The organism is Cellulosimicrobium sp. SJTW-1 (assembly GCF_047716875.1).
In the GTDB taxonomy this organism is placed as follows: Bacteria; Actinomycetota; Actinomycetes; order Actinomycetales; family Cellulomonadaceae; genus Cellulosimicrobium; species Cellulosimicrobium funkei.
The window spans coordinates 1800794-1814056 of record NZ_CP136680.1 but is presented as its reverse complement, the minus strand read 5'-3'; the positions used below and the strand labels follow the sequence as shown (position 1 = coordinate 1814056).

At 75.8% G+C, this 13263-nt stretch carries 10 protein-coding genes; all 10 read right to left on the bottom strand.

Annotated elements, in window-relative coordinates; translation table 11 throughout:
• Nucleotides 1–43: 43 nt before the first annotated feature.
• Complete coding sequence (locus RSE42_RS08210) at nucleotides 44–850, bottom strand: polyphenol oxidase family protein (RefSeq protein ID WP_415298551.1); 807 nt, start codon at nucleotides 848–850, stop codon at nucleotides 44–46.
• Between the two features lie 34 nt (nucleotides 851–884).
• Nucleotides 885–2222, bottom strand: a complete 1338-nt coding sequence (gene ftsZ / locus RSE42_RS08205) for a cell division protein FtsZ (RefSeq protein ID WP_076406550.1) — start codon at nucleotides 2220–2222, stop codon at nucleotides 885–887.
• A 149-nt stretch (nucleotides 2223–2371) separates the two neighbouring features.
• Nucleotides 2372–3442 (bottom strand): cell division protein FtsQ/DivIB, encoded by a 1071-nt coding sequence (locus tag RSE42_RS08200; protein WP_415298549.1) that lies wholly within the window; start codon nucleotides 3440–3442, stop codon nucleotides 2372–2374.
• Nucleotides 3442–4920, bottom strand: a complete 1479-nt coding sequence (murC, locus tag RSE42_RS08195; protein ID WP_371810605.1) for a UDP-N-acetylmuramate--L-alanine ligase — start codon at nucleotides 4918–4920, stop codon at nucleotides 3442–3444. The genes RSE42_RS08200 and murC overlap by 1 nt, the downstream gene beginning before the upstream one ends.
• Nucleotides 4917–6065, bottom strand: coding sequence for an undecaprenyldiphospho-muramoylpentapeptide beta-N-acetylglucosaminyltransferase (gene murG / locus RSE42_RS08190; RefSeq protein ID WP_144682984.1), 1149 nt, complete (start codon nucleotides 6063–6065; stop codon nucleotides 4917–4919). Before murG ends, murC begins: the two co-directional genes overlap by 4 nt.
• Before the next feature lie 127 nt (nucleotides 6066–6192).
• Entirely contained in the window at nucleotides 6193–7539 is a 1347-nt protein-coding gene (gene ftsW / locus RSE42_RS08185; protein ID WP_415298547.1) for a putative lipid II flippase FtsW, read from the bottom strand.
• A gap of 12 nt (nucleotides 7540–7551) precedes the next feature.
• A complete protein-coding gene (gene murD / locus RSE42_RS08180; protein WP_415298545.1) occupies nucleotides 7552–9000 on the bottom strand; it encodes a UDP-N-acetylmuramoyl-L-alanine--D-glutamate ligase in 1449 nt (482 codons plus the stop codon).
• Entirely contained in the window at nucleotides 9000–10082 is a 1083-nt protein-coding gene (mraY, locus tag RSE42_RS08175; RefSeq protein WP_021483305.1) for a phospho-N-acetylmuramoyl-pentapeptide-transferase, read from the bottom strand. Before mraY ends, murD begins: the two co-directional genes overlap by 1 nt.
• Nucleotides 10079–11527: a UDP-N-acetylmuramoyl-tripeptide--D-alanyl-D-alanine ligase gene (locus RSE42_RS08170; RefSeq protein WP_415298542.1), complete on the bottom strand. Its 1449-nt coding sequence runs from the start codon at nucleotides 11525–11527 to the stop codon at nucleotides 10079–10081. Before RSE42_RS08170 ends, mraY begins: the two co-directional genes overlap by 4 nt.
• Nucleotides 11524–13176, bottom strand: a complete 1653-nt coding sequence (locus RSE42_RS08165; protein ID WP_415298541.1) for a UDP-N-acetylmuramoyl-L-alanyl-D-glutamate--2,6-diaminopimelate ligase — start codon at nucleotides 13174–13176, stop codon at nucleotides 11524–11526. The genes RSE42_RS08170 and RSE42_RS08165 overlap by 4 nt, the downstream gene beginning before the upstream one ends.
• Nucleotides 13177–13263: the final 87 nt, after the last annotated feature.

The following is a 13263-nucleotide window of genomic DNA, read 5'->3' as shown; positions in this document are numbered from 1 at the left end:
GCCCGGCGTGCGCAACCTCGTGCGGAGGTCGGACCGGGCCGTCTCACGCGCCGGTGAGCGCCACGAGCCCCGCGAACCGGCCGGTCGTCGTGCCACGACGCGCCGCCCGACGGTGCGAGAAGAACCGCTCGTCCTCGATCGTGCACGCCGGGACGCGCACGACGTCCGCCACGCCCGCCGCGACGAGGTCGGCGACGACCCCGGCGGGCAGGTCGAGCGCCGGCGTCCCCCAGGACGTCGTCGACCACGTGGCCGGACGCGCGAGCGCGACGTCGTCGCGCATCCACGCGGGCACCTCGTAGCACCGCCCGCACGCGCTCGGCCCGACGGCGGCCCGCACCCGGTCGACCCGCGCACCGGCGGCGACCAGGGCGCCCAGCGCCGCGTCGACCACCCCGTGCGCGAGGCCGCGGCGCCCGGCGTGCGCGACGCCGACGACGCCCGCCTCGGCGTCTGCGAGGAGGACGGGCACGCAGTCGGCCACGAGAACGCCGAGGCCCGCGCCGCGGGACGCGGCGACGAGGGCGTCCGCCTCCCCCACCGTGTCGACGGGGTCCGCACCGCGCGGGACCGGCTCCACCGTCGCGACGCGGGTGCCGTGCACCTGCGTCGCGAACGACGCCGGGACGCCGAGCCACGCGGCCGTGCGTGCACGGTTGGCGCGCACCCGGTCGGCGTCGTCGGTCACGTTCAGGCCGAGGTTGAGCGTGTCCCACGGCGCCGGCGAGAGCCCGCCGTCGCGCGTCGTGAAGCCGGCGCGCACGCCCGGCCCGAGGTCCACCTCGAGCACGACGGGAGGGGCGGCGCCGTCGGCACCGCCCCTCCCGTCCTGCACGGCCCCGGCGCTCACGCGGCCCCGCACCGCGCCACGCGGTCGCGCACCGTCACTTGAGGAAGTCGGGCACGTCGAGCTCCTCGACCTTGCGGCGCGGGGGCTCCTCGTCGAAGATCCGCGGGGGCACGTCGACGCCCTCGTTCTGCCCGCCCGGCACGGCCTCCGCGTTGTGGTTCCCGGCGTCGCCGGAACCGACCACGGTGAACGGGGCGGGGGCGACCGGCTGCACCGGCACCGGGCCGTGACCGCCGTCGAGCGTGACGGGCACGTCGTCGGCCTCCGGCTGGATCGGCACGACCGGCCGCGGCAGCGTGTGCGCACCCGTCGTCGGTGCCGGCGGCACGGCCCGCGCGGCGGGCACGACCGGGATCGCACTCGTCGCGGGGCGCTGGGCACCTGCCACCTGGCCGAGCGCCCGCGCGTCGCCCCGCACCTGCGGGGCACCGCCGTCGAAGCCGGCCGCGATGACGGTGACACGGACCTCGTCGCCCAGCGCGTCGTCGATCACGGCGCCGAAGATGATGTTCGCCTCGGTGTGCGCGGCCTCGTGGACCAGACGCGCCGCCTCGTTGATCTCGAACAGGCCGAGGTCGGAACCACCCTGGATGGAGAGCAGCACGCCGTGGGCGCCGTCGATGCTCGCCTCGAGGAGCGGCGACGAGATCGCCATCTCGGCGGCCTGCACCGCGCGGTCGTCGCCCCGCGCGTTGCCGATGCCCATGAGGGCGCTGCCCGCACCCTGCATGACGGACTTGACGTCCGCGAAGTCGAGGTTGATGAGACCGGGGGTCGTGATGAGGTCGGTGATGCCCTGGACACCGGAAAGCAGCACCTGGTCGGCCTGGTGGAACGCCTGCAGCGCGCTGACGTTGCGGTCCGACATCGACAGGAGGCGGTCGTTCGGGATGACGATGAGGGTGTCGACCTCGTTGCGCAGGTTCTCGATGCCCTGGTCCGCCTGGACCGAGCGGCGGCGGCCCTCGAACGTGAAGGGCCGCGTCACGACGCCGACGGTCAGCGCGCCGAGCGAGCGCGCGATGCGGGCGACGACCGGTGCGCCGCCCGTGCCGGTGCCGCCGCCCTCGCCCGCCGTGACGAAGACCATGTCCGCGCCGCGCAGCACGTCCTCGATCTCCTCGGCGTGGTCCTCGGCCGCCTTCTTGCCGACCTCCGGGTCGGCGCCGGCGCCGAGACCGCGCGTGAGCTCGCGGCCGACGTCGAGCTTGACGTCCGCGTCGGACATGAGGAGCGCCTGCGCGTCCGTGTTGATGGCGATGAACTCGACACCCTTGAGGCCGACCTCGATCATCCGGTTGACGGCGTTCACGCCCCCACCGCCGATGCCGACCACCTTGATCACTGCTAGGTAGTTCTGCGGAGTTGCCACGTCAATGCCTCTCGATCGGTCAGCCCTGAACCTTCACCCTCAAGTAGAGGGTTATAGTTATGTCAGGTCGTTCATGGGTCGACCGTAGGTGTCGACGTGCCCATCATCAACGACCGTCTCGCGCGTGTCGGGGATCGCCACGCGCGCATTCACCGCGTCACCGGGAGCCGCGGGGCCGAGACGTCGTACACGGTGACCCCCGCGTTCTCCGGGACGGCCCGAAGCGTCTGCAGGACGCGCACCTTCAGCGCCGCCTCCTCGGAGCTCCCCCACTCGACGACGACCCCGTCCCGCAGCATCATGCGGACCGCGTCTCGCGTCGGCGCCGAGACCTCCGCGACCTGCGCGTGGAGGTCCGCCGGGAGCGCGTTGAGCAGCACGAGCGCGGCGTCGAGCGCCCGCGCTCCCTGGTCGTCGAGCGGCGCGTCGATCTCCGGCAGCCCCTCGGGCACCACCGGGTCGGTACGCACGCGGACACCGTCGGCGTCGAGCAGCGCGAAGCCGTCGTCCACGGGCACCGCCACGACGGGCTCGCGCGACTCGAGGAGCACGGAGAGCCCCGAGGGCCACGCACGCCGGATCTCGACGTCGCGCACGCCGTTGAGGTCGAGCACCTGCTCGCGCAGCGCGACCGTGTCGAGCCGCGGCAGCGGCACGCCGTCCGCGGCGGCGACGACGTCGCGCACCTGCTGCGGGTCGATCACCGTGCCCTCGCCGGAGACCGTGACCTCGTCGAGGTCGAGGCCGAGCACGGGCGAGAAGAACGCCACCCACGCGAGACCGGCGACGACGAGGAGCCCCGCGACCCAGCCGAGGACGCGCGTGCGCACGCGGTGGCGGCGCATCGCGTCGCGCTCGGCGAGCCGCTCGGCCATGCCGTGCGAGACGACCCCGATCGGGGCGGCCGACGCGCCGCGCGCGACCGACGTCGTCGGGCCCGCGCCCCGGCTGCCGCCACCGCGCGCGGCCGGAGGACGACCGGTGCCGGGTCGGCCGCCCGACGAGCGCACGAGCTCGGAGCCCGGCGCCGCGACGCGGCGCACCGGTCGCGTCGGCGTGTCCTCGACCGGCGCCCGGCGCGCGCCCGGGGGCGGGGCCGGCTTCGCGGAGCTCGGGGCCTGCTTTGCGGGGCCCGGGGCCGCGGACCGTCCGGCCCGCTCGCCCGCGCCCGACCGGCCCGGCCGCGGCGCGGCGGGACGAGGCTGGGGCGGCGGACGCATCAGGCCTCGCCTCCTCCGGGCGCCGGGGCACCGTCGCGACGCGCGCGGAGGCGCTCGAGGACGACGGCGCCCAGCTCCGTGACGTCGCCCGCCCCGACGGTGAGCACGAGGTCTCCCGGGCGGGCGGCGTCCGCGACGCGGTGGGCCGCCTCGACGCGGTCCTCGACCGCGTCGACGACCACGCCGGGAGCGTCGACCAGGTCGGTGATCGTGCGCGCGCTCACGGCCGGGTCCGGCTCCTCGCGCGCCGCGTAGACGCCCGTGACCACGACCTCGTCCGCTCCGGCGAGCGCCTGCGCGAACTCGCGCGCGAACGTCGCGGTGCGCGAGAACAGGTGCGGCTGGAACAGCACGAGCACCCGGCCACCGGCCGCGACGGGCCGGGCGGCGGCGAGCAGCGCGGCCACCTCGGTCGGGTGGTGCGCGTAGTCGTCGACGACGCGCACGCCGCCCGCCTCGCCGCGGGCCTCGAAACGGCGGCCGGTGCCGAGGAAGCCGTGCGCGGCCGCGACCGCCGCCGCCGGGTCGACGCCGAGCACGACCGCCGTCACGACGGCCGCGGTCGCGTTGAGCGCGTTGTGGTGCCCCGGCACGCGCAGCAGCAGCTCGAGCCCGTCGAGGCGCGCCGCACCGACCGTTCCGGTGAGCGACGCCCGCACCCCGGGTCGGCCCACCTCGTCGGTGGGGGCCACGTCCGCGACGCGCACGTCGGCGTCCGCGGACGTGCCGTACGTGACCACCGCTCCCCCGGCCCGGGCGTGGGACGACGCGAGAGCGCGCGCCCCCGCGTCGTCGGCGCACGCGACGAGCGTCCCGCCCGGGACGATCCGCGCGGCGAAGTCGACGAACGCCTGCTCGAACGCGGCACGCGACCCGTAGTGGTCGAGGTGGTCCGGCTCCACGTTGGTGACGACGGCGACGTCGGGCGCGTAGTTGAGGAACGACCCGTCCGACTCGTCGGCCTCGGCGACGAGGACGTCCGACCCGAGGTGGCCGCCCGCGACGGGGCCGTCCTCGGTGAGCACCGTGCCGCCGATCGCGAACGACGGGTCGAGGCCCGCGCCGCGCAGGACGGTCGCGATCATCGCGGACGTCGTGGTCTTGCCGTGCGCGCCCGCCACGGCGACGGACCGGCCGCGCGCCATGAGCGAGGCCAGCGCCTGCGAGCGGTGCAGCACGCGCAGCCCGGCCGCGCGCGCCGCCGCGAGCTCGGGGTTCGTCTCGCGCACCGCGCTCGACACCACGACGGTGTCCGCGCCGGCGACGTGCGCGGCGTCGTGCCCCACCCACACCCGGACGCCGTCGGAGCGCAGCGCGGCGAGCGCGTCGCCCTCGCGCGCGTCCGAGCCCTGGACGGGGACGCCGTGCGCGGCGAGGAGACGGGCGACGACGGACATGCCCGCCCCGCCGACGCCGACGAGGTGGACCGTGCCGAGCGCCTCGAGCGCGAGCGGGCCCTCGCCCGACGCCGCCGTCACGCCCGTGCCCCCGACGCACCGGCGACGGCCTCGGCGACGAGGTCCGCGACGCGGGCGGCGCCGTCGCGCACGCCCGCTCCCGCGGCGGCCGCTGCCATCGCGTCGAGCCGGCCCGGGTCACCGAGCAGCGCCGGGACCTCGCGCGCGACCCACGCCGCGTCGAGCTGTGCGTCGTCGACGAGCAGGCCGCCACCCGCCGCGACGACGGGGCCGGCGTTGAGCCGCTGCTCCCCGTTGCCGATGGGCAGCGGCACGTAGACGGCCGGGATGCCCAGCGCCGCGAGCTCGCCCACCGTGCCCGCGCCCGCGCGGCACACGACGAGGTCCGCGACCGCGAGCGCGAGCTGCATCTCGGCGAGGTACTCGCGCACGTCGTAGCGCGCGCCGGGGTGGCCCGCGACGGCACCGGCCGCCGCCTCGCGCACCGCGCCGTCCTTGCCCTTGCCCGTCAGGTGGAGGATCTGCGTGCCCGCCCCCAGGAGCGCGCCGGCGGCACCGGAGACCGCCTCGTTGAGGCTCTGCGCCCCCAGCGAGCCGCCGGTGACCACGAGCGTGCGCGCGCGGGGGTCGAGGCCGAGGCGCGCCGCGGCGTCCGCGCGCACCCCGGCGGCGTCCGCCGCCCGCGCGGCCACGAGGTCCTGGATCTCGCGGCGCAGCGGCAGCCCGGTGACGACGCCGCCCTTGAGCGGCGTGCCCTCGAACGTCACGCCGACGCGCGCGGCCCACCGGGCACCGAGGCGGTTCGCCAGGCCGGGGCGCGCGTTCTGCTCGTGGATCACGACCGGAACGTCGCGACGGCGCGCGGCGAGGTACGCGGGCGTGGAGACGTAGCCCCCGAAGCCGACGACGACGCGCGCGCCGGTCTCGTCGATGACGGCGCCCGCCGCGTCCACGGCGGACTTGAGGCGTCCCGGAAGGTTGACCCACTCCGCGCTGGGGCGGCGCGGGAGCGGGACGCGCGGCACGTGCCGCAGCGGGTAGCCCCGGGCGGGGACCAGGTCGTCCTCCAGGCCGCCCGCGACCCCGAGCGCGGTCACCACCACGCCGGGCTCACGCGCCCGGAGCTCGTCCGCCACCGCGAGGAGCGGGTTCACGTGCCCCGCCGTCCCGCCGCCTGCGAGCACCACCGAACCGATCGTCGTCACGTACCTCGTCGTCCTTCCCTGCGGCAGGTGCCGCGTCCTGTCCGTCGTGCGGAGGTCTGTCGTGCGGGGCGCGGGGCGTCCCACGGGTCCGGCGTCGCGGCCGGAGCGGCCGCGACCGTCGGGGAGGTCATCGCGCGGTCCGGCGCCGGGGGCGCGCCGCCCGGCCGACGACGGCGAGCGAGCGCCGCACGACACTCCCCCGCGCGGCGAGCGCCTCGGCCGCGCCCGGTTCCGAGCGCGCGAACGAGATGAGCACGCCGAGCGCGGCCATCGTCATGATGAGCGCGGAGCCGCCCGCCGAGACGAGCGGCAGCGGGACGCCGATCACGGGCAGGAGCCCGATGACGACCCCGATGTTGATGAACGCCTGGCCGACGATCCAGCACGCGATCCCGGCCGTCGTGATCTTCACGAAGGGGTCGGGGTGGCGGCGCACGATCCGGCTCGTGGCGACGCCGACGATGACGAACAGCCCCAGCACGAGGAGCGTGCCGAGCAGCCCCAGCTCCTCGCCGATCACGGCGAAGATGAAGTCGTTGTGCGCCTCCGGCAGGTACGACCACTTCTCGCGGCTCGCCCCGAGACCGACGCCCGTGAGCCCGCCCGTGCCGAGCGCGTACAGACCGTGCATCGACTGGTAGCACTCGCCGAGGGTGTCCGTGCACTCGCGGTACGTCGCCATGATGCGCGAGAGTCGGTCGCCGCCCGACTGGTTGAGGATGAACACGTACCCGACGACGAACGCGGCACCGCCCGCCCCGAGGGCGAGCAGGCGCCCGTCGGCCCCCGAGACGAAGAACGCACCCGCGATGATCGCCATGACGACGAGCGCCGTGCCGAGGTCGTGACCCGCGAGCACGAGACCCACGACCGCGACCGCGACGGGGACCGCGGGGATCAGCACGTGCCGCCACTGACCGAGCATCCGCTGCTTGCGCCCGAGCACGACACCGAGCCACAGCGCGAGCGCGAGCTTCGCGACCTCGGCCGGCTGGAACGTGAAGAGCTTCAGGTCGATCCAGCCCGTGTTGCCGTTGACGTTCTTCGCGAGCGACGTGAACACGAGCATCTGCAGCCCGAGCGCCACGAGGAGCGCGGGCCATGCGAGCCGCTTGTACCAGTCGACCGGCACGCGCGTGGCGACGAGCAGGACGGGCAGGCCCATGAGGGCGAACTTCGCCTGCTCGAGGAACGCCCCGAAGGGTGACTTGCCCGCGGCGATCTGCGTGACCGCCGAGCTGGAGAACACCATGACGAGACCGATGATCGCGAGCAGCGCCGTCGCGCCGACGAGCAGGTAGTAGCTCGTCACCGTGCTGTTCCACTGGCCGAGCCACGGGCGCTCGGCGGGCTCGGGCCGCGGGCGTCGCGGCTCGCGGGTCGTCGCCCGGCCCCGCGGCACCGTCCGGCTCGTGCCGGCCCGGGGGACGGTGCGCGTCGAGGGCGCGCCTCGCCCGTTCGCGGTCTGGGTCATGGGCTGCCCGGCCTACCCGTGGTCGGGGCGCAGGGCGCGCGCCGCCTCGGCGAACGCGTCGCCGCGCGCGGCGTACGAGCGGAACTGGTCCATGGACGCGCCGGCGGGCGCGAGCAGCACCGTGTCGCCGGCCTGCGCGAGGCGGCGGGCGGAGTCGACGGCGCGGGGCATCACCGTCCCAGTGTCGCCAGGATCCACGCGCACGACGGGGATATCGGGCGCGTGTCGGGCGAGCGCACCGGCGAACGGCTCGGCGTCGACGCCGATGAGCACGACGGCACGCAGCCGGTCGGCGCGCGCGGCGACGAGCTCGTCGAACGACGCTCCCTTCGCGAGGCCGCCCGCGACCCACACGACGGTCCCGGGCGCGAACGCGGCGAGGGACGCGGACGCGGCGTGCGCGTTGGTCGCCTTGGAGTCGTCGACGTAGGCGACGCCGTCGACCGAGGCGACCTGCTCGATGCGGTGCGACCCCGTGCGGAACGCGCGCAGCCCGTCGCGGACCGCGACGGCCGGGACGCCGTGCGCCCGTGCCAGGGCGGCCGCCGCGAGCGCGTTCGCCACGACGTGGGCGGGCACGACGCCGTCGGCGCCCGCGAGGTGCGACAGGTCGCCGAGCGTCGCGAGCTCGGCGGCGTGCGTGTGCCGGTCCGGAGCGTCCGCGGGCGCGTGGAACGCGCGGTCGACGAGCACGTCCTCGATGACGCCGAGCTGCCCGCGCGCCGGGGCGCCGAGCGTGAAGCCGACGGCCCGGGCCCCCTCGACGACGTCCGCCTCGCGCACGAGCGCCTCGGTGCGAGGGTCCGCGACGTTGTAGACGCACGCGACCCGGGCATCCTCGAAGACGCGGCCCTTGTCGGCCGCGTAGGCGTCGATCCCGCCGTGCCAGTCGAGGTGGTCGGGGGCGACGTTGAGGACGGCGCCCGCCTCGGGGGACGTGGTGTGCGTGAAGTGGAGCTGGAAGCTCGACAGCTCGACCGCGAGCACCTCGAGCGTCGGGTCGAGCGCGGCCTCGACGACGGGCGTCCCGACGTTGCCGACCGCCGCCGTCCGCAGGCCCGCGGTCCGCAGGATCGTCTCGAGCATCTCGACCGTCGTCGTCTTGCCGTTCGTCCCGGTGACGGCGAGCCAGGGCGCGGGCCGCCCCGACGGGCCGGCGACGCGCAGGCGCCACGCGAGCTCGACCTCGCTCCATACCGGCACGCCGCGCTCCGCGGCGGCCACGAGCAGCGGGTGGCTCGGGCGCCAGCCCGGCGAGACGACGACGAGCTCGGTCGCCGCGAGGTCCACGTCCGCCGCGTCGTGCAGGTCGGCGTCGGCGGCGCCGTCGTCGAGCGTGACGACCGACGCCGCGCGCGGGCGGAGCGCCGCCGCGGCGGCGCGCCCGGACACCCCGAGGCCGGCGACGACGACGCGCGCACGCTCGAGCGGGACGGCGAGGTCGTGGGGGTCGCGTGCCACTAGCCGACCACCCACTCGGCGTAGAAGATCCCGATGCCCAGCGCCGCGAACAGCCCGGCGATGAGCCAGAAGCGGATGACGATCGTGACCTCGCCCCACCCGGAGAGCTCGAAGTGGTGGTGCAGCGGCGCCATCTTGAACACGCGCCGACCGGTCATCTTGAAGAACCCGATCTGGATGACGTCGGAGAGCACGATGATGACGAAGAGGCCGCCGATGATGAGCGCGAGGAACTCGGTGCGCGTGAGGATCGACAGGCCGGCGAGCGCGCCGCCGAGCGCGAGCGAGCCCGTGTCGCCCATGAAGATCTTCGCGGGGCTCGCGTTCCACCACAGGAACCCGAAGCACGCGCCGACGATCGCGGCGGCCACGATCGCGAGGTCCTGCGGGTCGCGCGTCTCGTAGCAGCTCGGCCCGGCCGACGCGAGGCGCTGGCAGGTCTGGTTGAGCTGCCAGATGCCCACGAGAACGTACGAGCCGAACACGATGAGCGAGACGCCCGTCGCGAGCCCGTCGAGACCGTCGGTGAGGTTGACCGCGTTCGACCACGCGGTGATGAGGAAGTTGGCCCAGAGCACGAAGAGGATCAGCCCGACCGTGACGCCCGCGAACGCGAGGTCGAGGTTCGTGTCGCGCAGGAAGGAGATGCGCGTCGACGCCGGCGTGCGGCCGTGCTCGTTGGGGAACTGCAGCGCGAGCACCGCGAACGCGATGCCGACCGCGCCCTGGCCGATGATCTTCGCGCGGGCCGTGAGCCCGAGGCTGCGCTGCTTGCGGATCTTCGTGAAGTCGTCGAGGAAGCCGACGATCCCGAGCCCCGTCATGAGGAACAGGACGAGCAGGGCGGAGACGCTCGGGAACCGCCCCGAGACGACGTACGACATCGCCCAGCCGAGCAGCGTCGCGCCGATGATGACGACCCCGCCCATCGTGGGCGTCCCGCGCTTGGTGAAGTGCGCCGTCGGGCCGTCCTGGCGGACGAACTGCCCGTAGTTGCGGTGCACGAGGAACCGGATGAACAGCGGCGTCCCGAAGAGCGCGACGAGCAGGGAGACGCCCGCCGCGACGATGATCGCGATCACGCGCGTTCACCTCCTGCCGCACCGGCACCTGCGGCCGCCAGCTCGTCGCCGAGCCGCCACAGCCCGGACCCGTTCGAGGCCTTCACGAGCACGACGTCCCCCTCCTGCAGCTCGTCGCGCAGCAGCGCGGACGCCGCCTCGACGTCGGGGACGAAGCGCGTCTCGTCGCCCCACGACCCCTCCTGGGTCGCGCCGTCGTGGATCCCGCCGGCGCCCTCGCCGACCACGACGAGCAGCTTGACGTTCAATCGCACCACGAGCCGACCGATGTCGTCGTGCGCGACGCGCGAGTCCTCGCCGAGCTCCAGCATCTCGCCGAGCACGGCGACGGACCGCCGGTCGCGCCCCGCCATGACGGCGAGCGCCTTGAGCGCGGCGCGCATCGAGTCCGGGTTGGCGTTGTAGGAGTCGTCGATCACCGTGATGCCGTCGGGACGCTCGGTGACCTGCATCCGGTGCGGGCTCAGGGCACGCGCGTCGGACAGCCGGGCCACGACGTCGGGCAGCGTGACGCCGAGGCGCAGCGCGGCCGTCGCGGCCGCGAGCGCGTTCGTCACGTGGTGCTCGCCGACGAGGCCGAGGGTCACGCGCGCGCTCGTGCCATCGCCGCGCGTCGCGTCGCCCGACGCGCCGGGGCGCACGCGCAGCGTGAAGGAGGCCCGGCCCGTGCGGTCGATGCCCAGGTCCTCCGCGCGCACGTCCGCCGCGGGGATCGTCCCGAAGGTGACGACCTCCCCCGGCGCGACGTCGGCCATCGCCGCGACCCGCAGGTCGTCGGCGTTGAGCACGGCGACGCCGCCGGGCGCGAGGCCCGTGACGATCTCGGACTTGGCGCGCGCCACGGCCTCGATCCCGCCGAACTCGCCCAGGTGGGCGCTGCCCACGACGAGCACGACCGAGACGTCCGGGGGCGCGATGCGCGTGAGGTAGGTGAGGTGCCCCACGCCGCTCGCGCCCATCTCGAGCACGAGGAAGCGCGTGGACTCGTCGGCCTCCAGCACCGTGAGCGGCAGGCCGATCTCGTTGTTGAACGACCCGCGCGGGACCACGGTGGGGCCCTCGGGGCGCAGGAGCTGGCCGAGCAGGTCCTTCGTCGTGGTCTTGCCCACGGAGCCCGTGACGCCGACCACGCGCAGGTCGCCGCGCTCGCGCAGCGTCGCGAGCACGTGGCGGGCCAGCTCGCCGAGCGCGGCCTGGACGTCGTCCACGACGACGCACGGCACGTCGAGCTCGCGCGCGGCGAGGACGAGCGTCGCGCCCGCCTCGACGGCACCCGCGGCGTAGTCGTGACCGTCGACGTGCTCGCCCGGCAGCGCCACGAAGAGCGACCCCGGCGCGACCCGGCGCGAGTCGACGACGACGGGCCCCCCGACCCGGACCTCCGGGTCGGCGGACAGGCGTCCGCCGGTCGCTGCGGCCACCTGCGCCGCAGTGAGCTCGATCATGCGTGGTGCTCCTTCAGGTCGGGGGTGTCGTGGGGCGGCGTCGTCGCGGGGCGCTCCTCGAGCGCGGCCCGCGCCTCGACGCGGTCGTCCAGGGGGTGGTCGACGCCGGCGATCTCCTGCCACACCTCGTGGCCGCGGCCCGCGACGAGCACCGTGTCGTCCGGGCCCGCGGCGAGGATCGCCTCGCGGATCGCCCGGGCGCGGGGCGCGACCTCGAGCACGACGACGTCGCGCGGCTCGGGTGCGGCGGCCGCGGCCTCGCGCGCCGCGTGGGCGCCGGGCAGCACCTCCGCGCGGATCGCGGCCGGGTCCTCGCCGTGCGGGTCGTCGTCGGTCACGACCACGACGTCGGCGCCCTCGACCGCGACGCCGCCCATCGTGGGCCGCTTGCCGCGGTCCCGGTCGCCGGTCGCGCCGAACACGACGACGAGCCGGCCCGGCGTGGTGGGCCGCAGCGCGTCGAGCGCGAGGGCGAGTGCGTCCGGGTTGTGGGCGAAGTCGACGACGACGCGCGGGCGGTGGGGCGGCTCCGAGACGACCTCCATGCGGCCCGGGACCGCCGGGTCGAGCCCACCGGCCGCCGCGAGCGCCGTCTCGAGGTCGCGCGCGTCCGTGCCCGCCTCGAGCACGAGGGCCAGGGCGAGGGCGGCGTTGGCGACGTTGAAGTGCCCGGGCAGCGACGTCGTCGTGCGCACGCTGCGGCCGTCGCGGTGCCGCAGCGTGAACGCCGAGCCGCCCGCCTCCGACGGCTCGACGTCGTGCACGGTCCAGTCCGCCGCGGGCTGCTCGTCGCCTGCCGTGGTCGGGCTCACGCGCAGCGTGGCGACCGGGACGCGCGCGGCCGAGACCATGCGCTCGCCCCACGCGTCGTCGACCACGACGACGCCGCGGCGCGCGTGCTCGGGCGTGAACAGCAGCGCCTTGGCCTCGAAGTACTCCTGGAGGTCGCCGTGGAAGTCGAGGTGGTCCTGGCTGAGGTTCGTGAAGCCCACGACGTCGTAGACGAGCCCGTCGACGCGGTGGAGCGCGAGCGCGTGCGACGAGACCTCCATCGCGAGCGTGCGCACGCCGTCCTCGCGCATCGCCGCGAGCAGCGCCTGGAGGTCGGCCGCCTCCGGGGTCGTCAGGCGGCTCGGCAGCACCCGGTCGCCGGAGCGCATCTCCACGGTGCCGATGAGGCCGCCCACCCAGCCGAGCGCGCGCAGCGCGTGGTCGACGAGGTACGTCGTCGTGGTCTTGCCGTTCGTGCCCGTCACGCCGAACGTCGTGAGGTCCTGCGCGGGGGCGCCGTACACCCAGGCCGCGACGGGGCCGAGGAGCGCGCGGGGGTCCGGGGCGACGAGCAGCGGCACGTCGAGGCCGGCGTCGGCGAGCAGGTCGGCGCCCTCTGAGTCCGTGAGGACGGCACGGGCGCCGCGGCCCACGGCGGCGGGCGCGAACCGCGCCCCGTGCGCCCGGGCGCCGGGCAGCGCCACGAAGAGGTCGCCCGCGTCGGCCGTGCGGTCGTCCGACGCCACCGACCACACCTCGGCGGAGCCCGGTGCGGCGGCGCCACCCGCACGGACGTCGAGCCCGAACCGTGCTGCCAGGTCCGCCACCGACCGACGGGTGGTCGTGGCAGGGCGAAGACGGTCGATCGGGGATGTCACGTGTAGAACCTACCGTGCCGGGACGGGCCGCCCCGCAAGCCCGCGGGCGGCTGCACCCGGGCCGGGGCGCGCTTCACGGGACCTTCA